Below are 18,061 nucleotides of genomic sequence, written 5' to 3' on the forward strand. Positions count from 1 at the left end.
GCCGTACCGGTGTTGTTGGTCGTGGTCGGATCGTTCGTGGTCGAGGTCACCGTCGCGGTGTTGGCGTAGGTGCCCGTGGCGTTGACCGTTGCAGTGATCTGCAGCGAGGTCGACGCACCGTTGGCCAGATTGCCGATGGTCCACACGCCGGTACCGGACACATAGGCGCCCGCCCCGTTGTCGGAAACGTAGGTGTAGCCGTTCGGCAGCAAGTCAGCGACCGAGACGCCGGCCGAGGCCGACGGACCGTTATTGGTGACGGTCAGGGTAAACACAACATTCGTACCGACCGTCGGAGTCGCATTGTCCACCGACTTCGCCATGACCAGATCGGCCGAGGCGACCGGCGTCGTGGTGGCCGTGCCGGTGTTGTTGGTCGGAGTCGGATCGTTGGTCGTCGACGAAACGGTCGCGCTGTTGAGGTAAGTACCCGTGGCGTTGACCGTGGCGGTGATCTGCAGCGAGGTCGAGGCCGCGTTTGCGAGGCTGCCGATGGTCCACACACCGGTGCCGGAGACGTAAGCGCCCGCGCCGTTGTCGGAGACGTAGGTGTAGCCGTTCGGCAGCAGATCCGCGACCGACACCGCCGTCGCCGGCGACGGGCCGTTGTTGGTGACCGTCAGCGTGAACACGACATTCGTGCCCACGACCGGGTTCGCATTCGACACGCCCTTGACGATGGCGAGGTCGGCGGTCGGGACCGGGCCCGGCGTCGAGGTGCTGGTGTTGTTGCCCGGGGTCGGATCGTTGGTGGCCGAGGTCACCGTCGCGGTGTTCGCGTACGGGCCGGCGGCGTTGACGGTGACCACGATGTTCAGCGCGACGCTGGCGCCGTTGGCGAGGTTGCCGATGGTCCAGGCGCCGGTGCCCGGCACGTACGCGCCCGCGCTGTCGTCGGACACGTAGGTGTAGCCGGCCGGCAGCAGGTCGGTCACCGACGCGCTGGCGGCGGCGGACGGACCGTTATTGGTGACGGTCAGGGTGAAGGTGACGCTGTCGCCGACGTTGGGGTTGGCGTTCGACACGCCCTTGACGATCGCCAGATCGGCCGAAGCCACCGGCGTCGGGGTCGAGGTCGAGGTGTTGTTGCCCGGGGTCGGATCGGTCGTGGTCGAGCTGACCGTCGCCGTGTTGGCGTAGGTGCCGGTGGCGTTGACGGTGGCGGTGATCTGCAAGGAGACCGAAGCCGCGTCGGCCAGGTTGCCGATGGTCCACACGCCGGTGCCCGGCACGTAAGCGCCCGCGCCGTCGTCGGAGACGTAGGTGTAGCCGTTCGGCAGCAGATCGGCGACCGAGACCGCCGCCGCAGCCGACGGGCCGTTGTTGGTGACCGTCAGGGTGAACACGACGTTGCTGCCGACGACCGGAGTCGCGTTCGACACGCCCTTGACGATCGCCAGATCGGCCTGCGCCACGATGGTGGTGCTGGCCGAGCTGCTGTCGTTGCCCGGGGTCGGGTCGATCGCGCCAGCCGGCACGGCCACCGTCGCGGTGTTGGTGATCGCGCCCGGCGTGGTCGCGGTGCCGGTCACGGTGAAGGTGACGTAGCGGGTGTCGGCGCTGCTCGCCGCGCCGGTGTCGACCGGCAGGTCGACGTTGGTGTTTAGGTCGCCCGTGCCCGAGGGGCTGACGCAGACCGCACCGCCGGTGCCGACGCAGGTCCAGCTGACCGAGGTCAGGTTGGTCGGCACGGTGTCTTCGACGGTCGCGTTGGCGATGTCGCTGAGGCCGTTGTTCCAGACCTGGATCGTGTAGCTGACGGAGTCGCCCTGATTGACGGTCGCCGGGCCGGTCTTGCGGATCGCCAGATCGGCCGAGGCGGTCGGAGTGGTGGTCTCGGTATCGGTGTTGTTGCCCGTGGTCGGATCGTTCGTGGTCGAGCTGACCGTGGCGCTGTTGAGGTAGGTGCCCGTCGCGTTCACGGTAGCCGCGATCTGCAACGAGGCACTGGCGCCATTGGCGAGGCTGCCGATGGTCCACACACCGGTACCGGACACGTAGGCGCCCGCACCGTTGTCGGAGACGTAGGTGTAGCCGCTGGGCAGCAGGTCGGCGACCGACACCGCCGCCGCCGCGGACGGACCGTTGTTGGTGACGGTCAGGGTGAAGACGACGTTGGCGCCCACGACCGGCGAGGCATTGTCGACCGACTTGGCCATGACCAGGTCGGCCGAAGCCACCGGCACCGGGGTCGAGGTCGACGTGTTGTTGCCCGGGGTCGGATCGCCCGTGGTCGAGCTGACCGTGGCGGTATTGGCGTAGGTGCCGGCCGGATTGACGGTCGCGGTGATCTGCAGCGAAGCGGAGGCCGCGTTGGCCAGAGTACCGATGGTCCACACGCCGGTGCCCGGCACGTAGGCGCCCGCACCGTTGTCGGAGACGTAGGTGTAACCGCTGGGCAGCAGATCGGCGACGGCAACCGCCGCGGCAGCCGACGGACCGTTGTTGGTGACGGTCAGGGTGAAGACGACGTTGGTGCCGATGATCGGGGCTGCGTTGGACACGCCCTTGGTGATCGACAGATCGGCCTGGGCCGCGATGTCGGTGCTGGCCGAGCTGCTGTTGTTGCCCGGGTTCGCGTCGTTGGAACCAGGCGGCGGCGCGACGGTCGCGGTGTTGGTGATCGTGCCCGGCGTGGTCGCCGTGCCGGTCACGGTGACGGTGACGAACACGCTGTTGGGCTCGCTCGCCACACCGGTGTCGAGCGGCAGGTTAGCGCTCAGGCTGATGTTGTTGCCCGTGCCGCTGGGCGTGCCGCAGGTCGCGCCCGCACCGGTGCCCGCACAGGTCCAGCTGACGCCGGTCAGGTTGGCCGGGACGGTGTCGGTGATGCTCGCACCGGTCGCCACGCTGGGACCGTTGTTCCAGACGTAGATCTGGTAAGTGACGATACCGCCCTGATTGACGTTCGCCGGGCCGGCCTTGCTGACCGCCACGTCGGTGGACGCCACCGGTGCCGGGGTCGAGGTCGAGGTGTTGTTGCCCGGGGTCGGGTCGCCCGTGGTCGAGCTGACCGTGGCGGTATTGGCGTAGGTGCCGGCCGGATTGACGGTCGCGGTGATCTGCAGCGAAGCGGAGGCCGCGTTGGCCAGAGTACCGATGGTCCACACGCCGGTGCCCGGCACGTAGGCGCCCGCACCGTTGTCGGAGACGTAGGTGTAACCGCTGGGCAGCAGATCGGCGACGGCAACCGCCGCGGCGGCCGACGGACCGTTGTTGGTGACGGTCAGGGTGAAGGTGACGTTGCTACCCACCACCGGCGTGCTGTTCGACACGCCCTTGACGATGGACAGGTCGGCCGAAGCCACCGGCACCGGCGTCGAGGTGCTGGTGTTGTTGCTCGGGGTCGGGTCGTTGGTGGTCGAGCTGACCGTGGCCGTGTTGGCGTAAGGACCGGCCGCGCGCACGGTCGCGACGATCTGCAGCGAGGTGCTGGCGCCGTTGGCGAGCGCACCGATGGTCCAGGCGCCGGTACCGGGCACATAAGCGCCCGCGCCGTTGTCCGACACGTAGGTGTAGCCGTCCGGCAGCAGGTCGGCGACCGACACGGCTGCCGCGGCCGACGGGCCGTTGTTGGTGACCGTCAGGGTGAAGGTGACGTTGGTGCCCACGACCGGCGTGCTGTTCGACACGCCCTTGACGATGGACAGGTCGGCCGAAGCGACCGGAGTCGGCGTCGAGGTGCTGGTGTTGTTGCCCGGGGTCGGATCGTTGGAGGTCGAGGACACTGTCGCCGTATTGGCATAGGTGCCCGTCGCGCGCACGGTCGCGACGATCTGCAGCGAGGTCGATGCGGCGTTGGCCAGGTTGCCGATGGTCCACACGCCGGTGCCGGAGACGTAGGCGCCCGCGCCGTTGTCGGACACATAGGTGTAGCCGTTGGGCAGCAGGTCGGCGACCGACACGCCCGTTGCGGGCGACGGACCGTTATTGGTGACCGTCAAGGTGAAGGTGACGTTGGTCCCCACCGCCGGGGTGCTGTTGGACACGCCCTTGACGATGGACAGGTCGGACGAGACCACCGGCACCGGCGTCGAAGTGCTGGTGTTGTTGCCCGGGGTCGGATCGGTGGTGGTCGAGCTGACCGTGGCCGTGTTGGCGTACGGACCCGTCGCGCGCACGGTCGCGACGATCTGCAACGAAGTGGAAGCGCCGTTGGCCAGGCTGCCGATGGTCCAAGCGCCGGTACCCGGCACGTAAGCACCCGCGCCGTTGTCCGACACGTAGGTGTAGCCGGCCGGCAGCAGGTCGGCGACGGAGACCGCGGCCGCGGCCGACGGACCGTTGTTGGTGACCGTCAGCGTGAAGGTGACATTGGTGCCCACGGCCGGCGCGCTGTTCGACACGCCCTTGACGATGGACAGGTCGGCCGAAGCCACCGGGGTCGGCGTCGAGGTGCTGGTGTTGTTGCCCGGGGTCGGATCGTTGGTCGTCGAGCTGACCGTGGCCGTGTTGGCGTACGGACCTGTCGCGCGCACGGTCGCGACGATCTGCAACGAAGTGGAAGCGCCGTTGGCCAGGCTGCCGACGGTCCAAGCGCCGGTACCCGGCACGTAAGCACCCGCGCCGTTGTCGGACACATAGGTGTAGCCGGCCGGCAGCAGATCGGCGACCGACACGGCGGCCGCGGCGGACGGGCCGCTGTTGGTGACCGTCAGGGTGAAGGTGACGTTGGTGCCCACGGCCGGCGTGCTGTTCGACACGCCCTTGACGATGGACAGGTCGGCCGAAGCCACCGGGGTCGGCGTCGAGGTGCTGGTGTTGTTGCCCGGGGTCGGATCGGTGGTGGTCGAGCTGACCGTGGCCGTGTTGGCGTACGGACCGGTCGCGCGCACGGTCGCGACGATCTGCAGCGAAACGCTGGCGCCGTTGGCCAGGGAGCCGATGGTCCACACGCCGGTGCCGGACACGTAGGCGCCCGCGCCGTTGTCGGACACATAGGTGTAGCCGGCCGGCAGCAGGTCGGCGACGGAGACCGCGGCCGCGGCCGACGGACCGTTGTTGGTGACCGTCAGCGTGAAGGTGACGTTGGTGCCGACGATCGGCGCGCTGTTCGACACGCCCTTGGTGATCGCCAGATCCGCGAGCGCGACGATAGTGGTGTTCGCCGTGCTGCTGTTGTTGCCCGCGGTCGGATCGCTGGTGCCGGCCGGCGCCGCCACGTTGGCGGTGTTGGTGATCGCGCCCGGCGTGGTCGCCGTGCCAGTCACGGTGATGGTGACGAAGCTGGTGTCGGCCGACGTGGCCGCACCGGTATCGACCGGCAGGTTCGCGGTCAGGCTGATGCTGTTGCCGGTGCCGCTGGCCGCGCTGCAGGTCGAGCCCGCGCCGGTGCCGGCGCAGGTCCAGCTGACCGAGGTCAGGTTGGCCGGCACGGTGTCGGTGATGCTGGCGCCGGTGACGGCGCTCGGGCCGTTGTTCCAGACGCGGATGGTGTAGCTGACCGCCCCGCCCTGGTTCGCGCTGGCGGTACCGGTCTTGTTGATCGCCAGATCGTTGAGCGCGGTGATCGTGGTGTTGGCGGCGCTGCTGTTGTTGCCCGGGGTCGGGTCGGAAGCACCCGCCGGCGCCGCAACGGTCGCCGTGTTGGTGATCGCGCCCGGAGTGGTCGCGGTGCCGGTGACGGTGATGGTGACGAAGCTGGTGTCGGCCGACGTCGCCGCACCGGTATCGACCGGCAGGTTCGCGGTCAGGCTGATGCTGTTGCCGGTGCCGCTGGCCGCGCTGCAGGTCGAGCCCGCGCCGGTGCCGGCACAGGTCCAGCTGACCGAAGTCAGGTTGGCCGGCACGGTGTCGGTGATGGCCGCGCCGGTGGCCGCGCCAGGGCCGTTATTCCAAACGCGGATGGTGTAGCTGACCGCGCCGCCCTGATTGACGGTGGCGGTACCGGTCTTGCTGATCGCCAGGTCGGTCAGCGCGGTGATCGTGGTGTTGGCGGTGCTGCTGTTGTTGCCCGGGGTCGGATCGGTGGCGCCGGCCGGCGCGGCGACCGTCGCGGTGTTGGCGATCGCGCCCGGCGTGGTCGCGGTGCCGGTGACGGTGACGGTGACGAAAGCGGTGTCCGGCGTGGTGGTCGCGCCGGTGTCGACCGGCAGGTTCGCGGTCAGGCTGATGTTGTTGCCGGTGCCGCTGGCCGCGCTGCAGGTCGAGCCCGCGCCGGTGCCGGCGCAGGTCCAGCTGACCGAGGTCAGGTTGGCCGGCACGGTGTCGGCGATGGTCGCGCCCAGCGAACTGCTGAGGCCGTTGTTCCAAACGCGGATGGTGTAAGTGACGGTGCCGCCCTGATTGACGGTGGCGGTGCCGGTCTTGCTGATCGCCAGGTCGGACGAGGCCGCCAGGGTGTTGGTATCGGTGGAAGAGCAGACGCCGGCGCTGAAGCTGCGGCCGGCGCCGGTGCACGAAGCGCCGCTGTTGGTGACGCCGCTGGGCGGCGAAATCGACGCGGTGTTGCTCAGCGACGGCGGGAAGACTTGCGCCAACGCCAGCGGGGCCGCGAGCAGCAGCATCGCGGCGAGCGCGATACGCGACACGGTCCGGGACAGACGCGTTCCGGCGCCCTCCTCGCGGCGGTTATGCAGCGGGCGAGCGAGCGGGCGGGTGTTGGCAGTCTTCATGCGTAGGCCCAGACAGGGTCAGTAAGCGCCGGCGTTGGCGTTGAACGCCACCGGTACGGTGATGGTGGCCGTGCCGTTGGCAAGCAGGTTCACGGTGAGCGAAACGGTGTTGCCGCCGATGGCGCCGCCGTTGGCGACGCTGCAACTGGAACCCGCGCTGGCGGCGCAGCTCCACGGACCCGACAAGGTCGCGCCGGCAGGCAGCGTGTCGGCGATCTGTGCGGCGGTGATCGTCAGCGCGCCGAAGTTGCGCGCGACCAGCGTGTAGCTGGAGGTGCCGCCCGGCGTGTAGCTGGTGGCGACATCGCTCTTGGCGATCGTCAGATCGGACGCGGTCGCATTGACGAAGGTGCAAGTGATGTTCTGGTTGGCGCGGTAGTTGGCCGCGGCGATGGTCAGCGCGTTGCCGGCCAGCGACGAGGTCACCACGGCGTTGCTCTGATCGCGGCACGTCGCCGACTGCAGCGCGAAGCCGGTCACGGCGGTTTCGGTGACGCCGATCGCCGCGGCGTGATTGGTGATCGGAAACACCGCCGAGGTCTGCGGATTGAGCGTCGCGGTGTTGAGCGTCGGCGAGCCCACGCCATTGGTGCCGGTGAAGGGGAAGCTGCCGGTGTTGGCCAAGGTCTGCTTGACGATGCGCAGGTCGGAACCGGCGATCGACCAGATCACTTCGAGGCCGTCGCCAGCGCTGCCGCCGCCCGGATCGATGGCCGAAACGGTGAAGGTCAGGCTGGTGATGCCGGTGCCGTCGAAGCGGATCGAACCGCAACCGGTGCCGTTGGCGGCGGTGGTGCTGCATTCGGTGCTGCCGGCGGCGACGCCGCCCGTGGTGCGCTGGAAGGTATTGCCGGTGACGGTGAAGACCGAGTTGCCGCTGAGCCGGGTCAGGCCGACGGTGCCGCCGGTGGACACGCTGCTGCTCAGGGTCCACAGCGAGGAGTTGTTCAGACCGCCCGAGGAACCGCCGATGCGGTCCATGTGCAAGACCGGGTTGTCCACGGCTTTGCTGAAGGTGACGGTGATGGTGTAGGTGTTGGGCGGGATCGTCATGACCAGCGCGTTGGCGCCGGCGACCGTGCCGGTATAGGGGTTGTTCCAGAAGTTGGTGGTGTTGAAGGTGTCGTTGCCGTAGGGGCTGCCGCCACCGATCGCACCGGCCCAGTTCACCGTGACGCCCACGGCGGTCGCGTTGGCCGAATTGCCGGGGGTGGCCCAGGTGCCGGTGGTCGCGGCGGACACCGAACCGGCGACGAACAGCAAGGCCCACGACGCCAACAGCGCGAGCGAACGGAGGGTGCGGCGGGCGCTGTCGCGCGTTACGACGCAAGTAGGCATTGCTTCGGTCATGAGATTTCTTGCGCTGCGCGCCATCGCGCCGACCGCGCCCGACTCCTGGTCGTGCGTGCTCGAGCTGCGTGACTTTGGTTGAAGCCCCCAGGTACCAAATAGGTACCCAACTTGTGCCAATGCCGTGCTCAGCCCTTTGCCTGAGCCCCGGTTCGCGCGGACGCAATTAGCGACCTTTCCCTGTATCCCCTTCCGCACTACGCGTCCCCGTCCGCCTTGGCTTCCGGGAGTACGTTGCAAATAGTGTGCCATCCATCACACAACACCTGCAACCAACCGCACACTAACGCTCAGATGGAATCCGCGACATGCGTGCCAGACCCACAGGTCAGATGCGGCCGTTGTACGTCACTTTTGTGACCTATTGAATAGGGAAATCCCCCATAAGCCACTGATTACGCAAAGTGCGTGGCTTAAAACACACATACAAAGTGTGATTTTCATGCGCAATTGCCACGACGGGCCCGACGCCGGGGGCGCCGGCTCCGCCGCCGCGGCGAAACGCCGAGGATTCGGCTGAACACGGCCGCGCCCTATACTTTCCGTCCCCACTGCATCGGCCGTCCCATGCCCTCCAGCGCACCGTCCCTGTCCGTCCCCGACCTGGCGACCATCCAATCCCTGGCCCGAGACGACATGGCGGCGGTCGATGCCCTGATCCGGCGCCGGCTGGCCTCGGACGTGGTCCTGATCAACCAGGTCGCCGAGTACATCGTCGGCGCCGGCGGCAAGCGCCTGCGCCCGATGCTGCTGCTGTTGGCGGCCGGCGCACTGGGCCACCGAGGCCCGGACGCGCACCAACTGGCGGCGGTGGTCGAGTTCATCCATACCGCCACCCTGCTCCACGACGATGTGGTCGACGAATCGGATCTACGCCGCGGCCGCAAGACCGCCAACGCGGTCTGGGGCAACGCCGCCAGCGTGCTGGTCGGCGACTTCCTGTATTCGCGCAGCTTCCAGCTGATGGTCGAACTGGACCGCATGGAAGTGATGAAGATCCTGGCCGACACCACCAACGCCATCGCCGAGGGCGAGGTGCTGCAGCTGCTGCACGTGCGCAACCCGGACACCGACGAAGGCGCCTACCTGCGCGTGATCGAGCGCAAGACCGCGGTGCTGTTCGCGGCCGCGACCCGCCTGGGCGCGCTGCTGTCCGGCGCCGATGCGGCCACTCAGCAACGCCTGCACGACTACGGCATGGCCCTGGGCTATGCCTTCCAGATCGCCGACGACGTACTCGACTACGCCTCCGACGCGCAGACCCTGGGCAAGAACCTTGGCGACGATCTCGCCGAGGGCAAGGCCACCCTGCCGCTGATCCACGCCATCGCGCACAGCGACGATGCGGTGCGCGCGCGCCTGCGCGCGGCGGTCGAACACGGCGACACCGACGCCATGCCCGACGTCATGGCCGCGATCCACGCCACCGGCGGGCTGGACTACAGCCGCCAGCGTGCGCGCGATTACGCCGATGCGGCCGAAAACGCGCTGGAAGGTTTGGACGAGAACGACTACACGGCGGCGCTGCGCGGGCTGGCGAGGTACGCGGTCAGTCGGGATCACTGAGTTCCGGCGGGGAAAGCAAATCCCCCTCAATCCCCCTTTTTCAAAGGGGGAGGTTAAGAGCGGCGCGCTTCGATGCCGTCGCGCGCGGCTCTCGCTTCGAACGCAGTCCCGCTTTGAATGCAGCCCTCTTTCGAGTGCGCCCCCCTTTCGAATGCAGTCCCCCTCTTTGCAAAAGAGGGGTTAGGGGAGATTTGCGTTCCGCTCGAAGGACACAGCCCCACTTACCCGCACACCGCTCACTCCGCCGCGAAACGCTCGGCGAAGAAGTCGCGCATCATGCGCTCGGCGCGCTTGGCGGCGCGTTCGTTGTAGACGCAGCCCGGCGGATTGTTGGCTTCCGGCTCGGCGAAGCAATGCACCGCGCCGCTGAAATTGACGAACTGCCAGTCGGCGCCGGCCGCGTCCATTTCCTTCTCGAAGCTGGCGATGTCCTGATCGGTGATGCCGCGGTCGTCGGCGCCGTTGAGCACCAGCACCGGCGTGCGCGCGCCGTCGTCCTGGGCCGGCAGATCGGTGGACAGGCCGCCGTGGAAACTGACCACGCCGGCCAGTTCGCTGCCGCCGCGCACCAGTTCCAGCACGGTGCTGCCGCCGAAGCAGTAGCCCAGCGCGCCGATCTTGCCCGCGTCCACCGGCGCCTTGCCGGCCTGGGCCTTGAGCACCTTCACCGCTTCCTGGATGCGCGCGCGAAGCTTAGGTCGGTCCGCACGCAGCGGGCCGGCGACCTTGCCGGCTTCCTTGTCGTCCTTGGGACGGATCTTGCTGCCGTAGACGTCGGCGACCAGCACCACATAGTCGTCGCCGGCGATGAGCTTGGCGCGTTCGATCGCGGCCGGGGTCACGCCCTTCCAGTTCGGCACCATCACCAGGCCCGGGCGCTTGATCGCGTTGACGTCGTCGTAGACCAGCACCCCGGTGAAGGAATCCTTGCCGACCTTCCACTTCACCGGCTTGGCCTGCATCGCGGCCAGCGCCGGCGAGGCGCAAAGAACGAGGACGATCGCGGCTACGAGACGGCGCATGGCGGATTCTCCCTGAGGTAAGCGCGCAGCCTACCTCCGCGGCATGACGCCGAGATGTGAAATCGGTCCGCGGCTCAGGCGACGCCCAGGCCCGGGATCGAGCTGATCGCGTCGGGGTCGAAGCCCGCGAGCTCGGCGAAATGCCGGCCGCGCGCCACATAGTCGCGATACGGGCCGAAGCTGGGCGCACCCGGCGACAGCAGAATCACGCCGTCGTCGCCGAGGGCGGCACGCGCCTGCGTCATGGCCTCGGCCAGGTCCTGCGCCGCGCTCAGGCGGAAATCCGACTGCGCCGCCAGCGGCGACAGCAAGGCATGGATGCGCGGGCCGTTCTCGCCCATGGTCACGATCGCGACCGGCGCCTTGCGCCGCATCGCATCGGCGAACACGCCCCACTCCACCCCGCGGTCGTGACCGCCGACCAGGATCGCGATGCGACGGCCGTCGTAGCAGTCCAGCGCGGCCAGACTGGCGTGCGGCGTGGTGCTGATCGAATCGTTGACGTAGGCGATGCCGTCGCGCGTGCCGATCGGCTGCAGACGGTGCGGCAGCGGACGGAAGCTCGCCGCGTGCGCGGCCAGCGGCGCCGCGTCCAGGCCCAGCGCTTCTATCGCGGTCAGCACCGCGCACAGGTTGCCGCGGTTGTGGCGCCCCGGCAACGGCAGCGCCGAGGTATCCATGATCTCGACATCGCCGCGATACAGCGCATCGCCGCGCAGATGCCAGCCGTCCTCGCGCCCGAACCAGCGCACGTCGCTGTCGGGCAGCGCCAATGCGGCCAGGGTGGCGTCGTTGGCGTTGAGCACGGCGATGCGCGGCTTGGCCTCGGTCAGCAGGCGCAGCTTGTCCTCGACATAGCGCGCATGCGAACCATGCCAGTCCAGGTGTTCGGGGAACACGTTGAGCGCGATCGCGACCTCGGGCCGCACGCCGCCGCCGGCGACGTCGCCGGTCTGGTAGCTGGACAGCTCGATCGCCCAGAATTCCGGCGCCGGCGTCGGCGCCATCAGTTCCAGCAGCGGCAGGCCTATGTTGCCGGCCAAAGCGGTGCGACGACCGGCCGCGCGCAGCAGATGGGCCAGCAGCGACGTGGTGGTGCTTTTGCCCTTGGTTCCGGTCACGCAGATCGTGCGCGCCTCGGGATGCTCGCCGAACCACAGCGCGGTGCCGCCCAGCAGACGCGCGCCCTGCTCCGTCGCCGCCACCGCCTCGGTGCGATAGGGACTGATGCCGGGCGACTTGATCACGTACTCGAACGCGCCCAGACGTTCGGCGCTGGCCGCGGTTTCGATCAGCAGACGCGCATCGCCTAGCGCGCGCGCATCGGCGGCCTCGTCCTGCGAACAGAACAGGGTCAGGGTCTGCCCGGGCAGGCGATCGCGCAGCACCCGGTAGGCGGCGCGGCCTTCGCGGCCCCAGCCCCAGAGCGCTACGCGGCGTCCGTCAAGCTGCGAAATGCGCACGCAGGCGCTCCCACAAGGCGGGCGGCAGCCGCTGTTCCTCGTCCAGCACCAGCAGCGGTTCGATGCGCAGATCCTCGGCGCTCAACTGCGGCCGGATCTCGCGCGCGAAACGTTCGACCAAGGTGTCCTCGCGCCACTCGGGGCGCTCACTCAGCGCGGCCATCGCGGCGCGCGATTCGCGGCCCTCGCCCACGCATTCGAAGGGCTTGTGGTCCTGATACTCCAGCAGCGCGTCGTAGCCGCCGATCTGGCCGACGTCGTCGAGCAGGTTGCGGCCGAAGATGCCGACCAGGCGCGGCTTGGGCATGAAGGGCGCCAGCGCCAGGAACACGAAGTGGCATTTCGGGCACACGCCGCACCAGCGATTGGCTGGGCGCTCGCCGAGGATATGGAAATTGCGGTTGCAGCTGCTGAAGTGCGCGTCGTAACGGTCGCTGCGCGCGAACTGCCGCGCCACCGCGAGTTCGCTGAGCGGGCGCAGCAGCGAGTAGTAGTGCAGATCGGCCGCGACCTGGCGCTGCACGTGGTCGCCGAAGGCCTGCTCGCAGGCCCAGCCTTTGGACCACTGGTGATTCACCTCGCCGGTGCCCTCGATCAGGCTGCCGTAGCTGGCCGAGCGTTCGTTGGAGAACACGACCTGATCGACGCCGTGCAGCAGCGCCGCCAGCACCATGATCGCCGAGTTCACCACCGTCACCGGGATGTGGCCGTTCCAGGCGCCTTCGCGGTTGTAGTCGAACAACTGCGGCGCGAGCGCGCGGCCCAGGTTGAGCGTCGGCAAACCGGTGCGCTGCGCGCAGGCGGCGATCAGCTGGGAACCGCCGATCCAGGTCACGGTCTGCTCCACGCCCAGACTGCGCAGGGCTTCGATGCTGACCAGCGAATCCTTGCCGCCGCCGATCGCGACCAGGGCGTGCTCGCGCAACCCCAGGGCCGGCGCCTGCGCGGTCGCCGCCGCGGCGTGCGGGAAGCGGATGCGGCCGTGCAGGTTCAGACCGTTGCGGTAGGCGAACTCGCCCAGGCCGTTGACGTAGATCAGCTCCAGCAGGGCCGCGGTGTCGGCATCGATCTGATAGGCGTCGATGCGGATCTCTTCGGGCACCGCCGCCTTGTAGTAGCTCACGCCCGCGATCAGGTGCAGCAGCCGCAGCGCGCGCTCGACCGCGGCCGTACGCTGCGCATCCAGGTCGAACGGCGCGCCCGGCACGGTGATCGTTTCGATCAGCTCCGGGCCGTCGTCGAACGCGTAGACCAGCTGCGCCACGCCGCTCGCCGCGTCGAAACCGCAACGCACGAAACGGAACGCGCGGATCGCATCGCGCTGGAAACGCCAGTCAGTCATTACAGATCACCTTCTTGCAGTACTTGCTCGGCGGGCAGCGCCCGCAGGTTGTAGGTATGCGCCATCGCCATGCCGTAGGCGCCGGCGTCGGCGACCAGCAGCACGTCGCCCTCGGCGGTCGCGCGCGGCAGCGGGCGGCCGCGGCCGAGCACGTCGCTGCTCTCGCAGATCGGCCCGACCACGTCGCAGGCGACGCTGTCGGCGTCGTCCAGGCGGCTGAGGTTGTGGATGCCGTGGTAGGCCTCGTACATGGCCGGACGCATCAGCGCGTTCATGCCGGCGTCGCCGCCGACCCGGCGCACGCCGTCCTTCTCGACCACCTGGGTGACGGTCAGCAGCAGCACGCCGCTCTCGGCGACCAGGTAGCGGCCGGGCTCGACGATCAGGCCGTAGCGCGGGTACGCGGCCTTGATCTCGGCCAGTCCGGCGCGCCAGGCGGCGAGGTCGAACTCCCGCGCTTCCGGGGTATAGGCGATGGGCAGGCCGCCGCCGATGTCGATGGTCTCGATGGTGCCGATGCCGTCGGCCAGGCCGGCCAGCTGCGCGTACACGCCGCGCCAGTGGCGCGGATCGTCGATGCCGCTGCCCAGATGCGCATGCAGGCCGGCGATGCGCACGCCGAGACGGCGCGCCTGCTCGACGAAGGCGTCGAAACGCGACATCGGCAGGCCGAACTTGGCCGCGACGCCGCCGGTGCGCACCTTCTCGTGGTGGCCTTCGCCGTGGCCCAGGTCTATGCGCAGCCAGATCGAACGATCGCGGAATACCTCGGGCCAGTTCTGCAAAGCTTCGAGGTTGTCCAGCGTGACGGTGACGCCGCGCGCGAACGCGGCGACGTACTCGCGCTTGGGCGCGAAGCTGGGCGTGAACAGCACGCGGGCCGGATCGAGCTGCGGCAGGGTCTCGAACACACGTTCGATCTCGCCCAGCGACACGCACTCCAGGCCGAAGCCTTCGTCGGCGATCGCGCGCAGCACGTCCGGGTGCGAATTGGCCTTGATCGCGTAGTAGCAGCGATCGATGGACGGGGTCTCGCGCAGCGAGCGAGCGCGTTCGCGCACCGTCGCCAGGTCGTAGACGTAGCGCGGGGTGCCGGCGGAGGCGGCGTCGAGCAGGCGCGCGCGGTCGCCACGCCACCAGGCCGGCGCGCGCGTGGGCTTGCCGTGCGCGATCTCGCGCCAGCTGGGGCCGAACACGCTGTCGTCGCGCACCGGCATCGCGCCGCCGCGGATCAGCTCGTGATGCAGATGCGGCAGCAGGCCATCGGCATCGGCTTCGTCGATGACGAAGGTGAGGTTGAGATCGTTCGAGGACTGCGAGATCAGGTGCACGCGCTCGCGGCCGAACGCGGCCCAGATGTCCGACAAGCGATGCAGTAGCGAACGCATGCCGCGCCCGACCAGGGTGACCGCTGCGCAGGGCGCGATCACCTTGACCCGGCAGACCTCGGCCAGATCGGCCGACAGCGCCTCCAGCACGTTGCTGTTGACCAGGTTCTCGCTGGGATCCAGCGACACCGTGACGTTGGTTTCCGACGAGCCGATCAAGTCGATCGACAGGCCGTGGCGCTTGAAGCGCTCGAACACGTCGGCGAGGAAGCCGACCTGCTGCCACATGCCGATGCTTTCCATCGACACCAGCACGATGCCGTTGCGGCGGCTGATCGCCTTGACGCCCGGCACGGTCGCCGCACTGGCGTCGATGCGGGTGCCCGGCAGGTCGAAGCGCTCGGTGTCGAGGATCGCCATCGGCACCCCGGCGTCGCGGCATGGCGCGATCGAACGCGGGTGCAGGACCTTGGCGCCGGTGGTCGCGATTTCCTGCGCTTCGGCATAGTCCAGACGGGTCAGCAGACGCGCGTCCGGCACTTCGCGCGGATTGGCGCTGAACATGCCGGGCACGTCGGTCCAGATTTCGACCCGCTGCGCCTTGAGCAGGGCGCCGAAGTAGGCGGCCGAGGTATCCGAGCCACCGCGGCCGAGGATGGCGGTGCCGCCGTCGTCGTGACGCGCGATGAAGCCCTGGGTCAGCAGCATGGGTGCGGCCTGGCGGGCGAAGCGCGCGGCGAACTCGGGATCGGGTTCGCGCCGGCAGTTCACCGACAAACGCCGCGCCCAGGCGCTCTGGTTCGGCAGCGAGACCGCGTCCAGCCAATCGCGCGCATCGCACCAGCCGAAGTCGTGGCCCTGGCTGCGCAGATAGGCCGTGCCGATGGTCGAGGACAGCAGCTCGCCCTGGGCGAGCACCTCGGCCTGCCAATCCAGCGCGCGGTCGGCCACGCGCGGGTCGACCGCCAGCGCCTGCAGCGCGGCCAGACGCTCGCCGAGCACCGCATCGGCGTCGAGATCGAGCTCGGCGCAGAACGCGCGATGGCGTTCGACCAGGGCCTGCACGCGCGCGCCGATCTCGTCCTGCGCGCCTTCGGGCGTGCTAGCGATCGCCTGCAGTTCGTTGGTGACGCCCGACAAGGCCGAGACCACGACCACGACGCGTACGCCGTCCTCGTGCATGCGTTTGGAGGCGAGGCGTCCGATGGTGTCCCAACGGTTGCGGCGGGACACCGAGGTGCCGCCGAACTTGAGTACTACCCAACGAGATGCTTCCGCCACCGCCACTGTCTCCGGTTTGTTGTCGCGCTCTGATCGATACCCGGCTGCGGCCGGGCGTGTGTTCGGGCACCATGCCGCGGCCGTCGGGCGCGACCACCGGGCCCGCGGACGTGCCGGAGCCGGGTCTGAAGAGTCGCGCTCGCCCGCGCCGCGGGCATGAGCCTGCGATTCTAAACGGGAAAGCCCCGGCGCAGGCCGCTGGCGCGCGCAACACTGGAACGCCCACGGCGGAACGGTTCTACTGACCCGCCCGCCTAGCGCCCGAGACCGCCATGACCCTGCGCCGCTACCTGCAACTGGACGTGTTCGCCGACCGGCCGGGCGCCGGCAATCCGCTGGGTGTGGTCTTGAACGCCGACGGCCTGGACACCGCGGCGATGCAGGCCTTCGCGGCCTGGACCAACCTGTCCGAAACCATCTTCCTGTTGCCGCCGGTCGAAGGCGCCGACTACCGGGTGCGCATCTTCACCCCGCGCCAGGAACTGGCCTTCGCGGGTCATCCCAGTGTGGGCGCGGCTTGGGCCGCGATCGACGCCGGCCTGGCCAGCCCGCGCGACGGCGCCCTGGTCCAGGACTGCGCGGCGGGCTTGCTGCCGGTGCGCGTGGCCGGCAGCGGCGCGCGTGCGCTGGTATCGGTGCGGGCGCCGCGCGCGCAGCGCATCGACATCGCCAGCCTGGCCGAACCCGACGCGATCGCGGCCGCGCTGGCCACGGTGAGCGCACCGCTGAGCTTGGGCGGGCGTGGGCCGGCGCTATGGGACAACGGCGCGCGTTGGTGGGTGCTGGAGCTGACCGACGCCGCCGCGGTGCGCGCGCTGCAGCCGGACCTGCCCGCGATCGCGACCCTGACCCGGGCCTGCGCCGCGGTCGGCCTGGCGGTCTACGCGCCTGCAGAGGCGCCCGACCACCAACTCGCGGTGCGCGCCTTCTGCCCCGCCGACAACATCCCCGAGGACCCGGTCACCGGCAGCGTCAACGCCGCCATCGGCGCCCAGCTCGCCGCCGACGGCGGCTTCCCGGGCGGCGCCACGCGCTATGTCGCCAGCCAGGGCCGCGAGCTCGGCCGCGACGGCCGGGTCGAGGTCGCGCTGGACGAGCAGGGCGAGATCTGGATCGGCGGCCGGGTCCAGGCGGTTATCCGCGGCCGCGCCGATTGGTAAGCTGCGCGACCCAGCGGACCCCACGCCGCGACGCGATCCGACAATGAAACGCCGCTACCTGCAATTGGACGTATTCGCCGACCGTCCCGGCGCCGGCAACCCCCTCGCGGTGGTGCTGGATGCCGAGGGCCTGGACGAGGCCGCCATGCAGGCGATCGCGCGCTGGACCCGCCTGCCCGAGACCACCTTCGTGTTCGCGCCGACCGCGCCGGGCGCGAGCTACCGCATCCGTATGTTCAGTCCGCGCCGCGAGGTGCCGTTCGCGGGCCATCCCAGCGTCGGCACCGCGCACGTGGTGCTGGACGCCGGACTGGCCGCGCCCGTCGACGGCCGATTGCTGCAGGAAGGCGTGGCCGGCCTGCTGCCCTTGGCGGTGGACGGCGAAGGCGCCGCGCGCACGATCGCGGTGCGCACGCCGCGCGCACGCGTGCTGGAAACCGCCGGCGCCCAGGATCCACGCCTGAGCGCCGCCCTCGACGGCTTGCCCCTGGGCGCGCTGCCGCCGGCGCTGATGGACGGCGGCCGGCGCTGGTGGCTGGCCGAACTGCGCGACGAAGCCGCGCTGCGCGCCGCGACCCCAGACTGGAACGCGATCGGCGAGCTCGCCGAACGCACCGAGAGCATGGGCCTGTGCGCATTCGCGCGCGCCGATGCGGGCAAGGATTACGACCTGGTGGTGCGCGCCTTCGTCGGCGCGCCCGCGCAGTTCGAAGACGCCGCCTCCGGCGCCGCCAACGCCACCCTCGCGGCCTGGCTGCAGCACAACCACGCCCTGCCCGGCCGCGACGGCCGCTACACCGTCAGCCAGGGCCGCGAAGTCGGTTTCGACGCGCGCCTGCAACTGCACGTGGACGCCGACGGCGACGTCTGGTCGGGCGGCCAGGTGCATCCGATCGTGAGCGGGCATATCGATTGGTAGAGTTGCCTAACAGGCA

General features: G+C 69.5%; 9 protein-coding genes. 3 read left to right on the forward strand and 6 right to left on the reverse strand.

Annotated features, from left to right (window positions below; all coding sequences use genetic code 11):
• Both BMZ45_RS01920 and BMZ45_RS01925 read right to left on the reverse strand, forming a co-directional pair.
• A partial coding sequence (locus BMZ45_RS01920) for a CARDB domain-containing protein (protein WP_139215361.1) occupies positions 1-6,614 on the reverse strand: 6,614 nt, incomplete at its 3' end.
• An 18-nt stretch (positions 6,615-6,632) separates the two neighbouring features.
• Entirely contained in the window at positions 6,633-7,964 is a 1,332-nt protein-coding gene (locus BMZ45_RS01925) for a prealbumin-like fold domain-containing protein (protein ID WP_175488889.1), read from the reverse strand.
• Positions 7,965-8,531: 567 nt separating this feature from the next.
• On the opposite strand from BMZ45_RS01925, the gene BMZ45_RS01930 reads away from it, so the two are divergent.
• On the forward strand, positions 8,532-9,530 hold the full coding sequence (locus BMZ45_RS01930; RefSeq protein WP_091631787.1) for a polyprenyl synthetase family protein: 999 nt from the start codon (positions 8,532-8,534) through the stop codon (positions 9,528-9,530).
• A gap of 236 nt (positions 9,531-9,766) precedes the next feature.
• Here the strand turns inward: BMZ45_RS01930 and BMZ45_RS01935 are convergent, their stop codons facing one another.
• The 4 genes from BMZ45_RS01935 to BMZ45_RS01950 form a co-directional block, all read right to left on the reverse strand.
• Positions 9,767-10,552 (reverse strand): dienelactone hydrolase family protein, encoded by a 786-nt coding sequence (locus BMZ45_RS01935; RefSeq protein WP_091631790.1) that lies wholly within the window; start codon positions 10,550-10,552, stop codon positions 9,767-9,769.
• A 74-nt stretch (positions 10,553-10,626) separates the two neighbouring features.
• Complete coding sequence (gene murD / locus BMZ45_RS01940; RefSeq protein WP_091631792.1) at positions 10,627-12,015, reverse strand: UDP-N-acetylmuramoyl-L-alanine--D-glutamate ligase; 1,389 nt, start codon at positions 12,013-12,015, stop codon at positions 10,627-10,629.
• Complete coding sequence (murL, locus tag BMZ45_RS01945; RefSeq protein WP_091631795.1) at positions 11,996-13,357, reverse strand: UDP-N-acetyl-alpha-D-muramoyl-L-alanyl-L-glutamate epimerase; 1,362 nt, start codon at positions 13,355-13,357, stop codon at positions 11,996-11,998. The genes murD and murL overlap by 20 nt, the downstream gene beginning before the upstream one ends.
• On the reverse strand, positions 13,357-15,966 hold the full coding sequence (locus BMZ45_RS01950) for a bifunctional aspartate kinase/diaminopimelate decarboxylase (RefSeq protein WP_254776505.1): 2,610 nt from the start codon (positions 15,964-15,966) through the stop codon (positions 13,357-13,359). The genes murL and BMZ45_RS01950 overlap by 1 nt, the downstream gene beginning before the upstream one ends.
• A 272-nt stretch (positions 15,967-16,238) precedes the next feature.
• On the opposite strand from BMZ45_RS01950, the gene BMZ45_RS01955 reads away from it, so the two are divergent.
• A complete protein-coding gene (locus tag BMZ45_RS01955; protein ID WP_091631800.1) occupies positions 16,239-17,126 on the forward strand; it encodes a PhzF family phenazine biosynthesis protein in 888 nt (295 codons plus the stop codon).
• A gap of 43 nt (positions 17,127-17,169) precedes the next feature.
• A complete protein-coding gene (locus BMZ45_RS01960; RefSeq protein ID WP_091631803.1) occupies positions 17,170-18,045 on the forward strand; it encodes a PhzF family phenazine biosynthesis protein in 876 nt (291 codons plus the stop codon).
• The last annotated feature ends 16 nt before the right edge of the window (positions 18,046-18,061 follow it).

The sequence above is a fragment of the Lysobacter sp. cf310 genome, from assembly GCF_900114355.1.
Lineage (GTDB): Bacteria > Pseudomonadota > Gammaproteobacteria > Xanthomonadales > Xanthomonadaceae > Lysobacter.

Coding starts and splice junctions, on each gene's coding strand:
- BMZ45_RS01925 (WP_175488889.1), bottom strand. CDS start 7,964: ATGACCGAAGCAATGCCTACTTGCGTCGTAACGCGCGACAGCGCCCGC.
- BMZ45_RS01930 (WP_091631787.1), top strand. CDS start 8,532: ATGCCCTCCAGCGCACCGTCCCTGTCCGTCCCCGACCTGGCGACCATC.
- BMZ45_RS01935 (WP_091631790.1), bottom strand. CDS start 10,552: ATGCGCCGTCTCGTAGCCGCGATCGTCCTCGTTCTTTGCGCCTCGCCG.
- murL (WP_091631795.1), bottom strand. CDS start 13,357: ATGACTGACTGGCGTTTCCAGCGCGATGCGATCCGCGCGTTCCGTTTC.
- BMZ45_RS01955 (WP_091631800.1), top strand. CDS start 16,239: ATGACCCTGCGCCGCTACCTGCAACTGGACGTGTTCGCCGACCGGCCG.
- BMZ45_RS01960 (WP_091631803.1), top strand. CDS start 17,170: ATGAAACGCCGCTACCTGCAATTGGACGTATTCGCCGACCGTCCCGGC.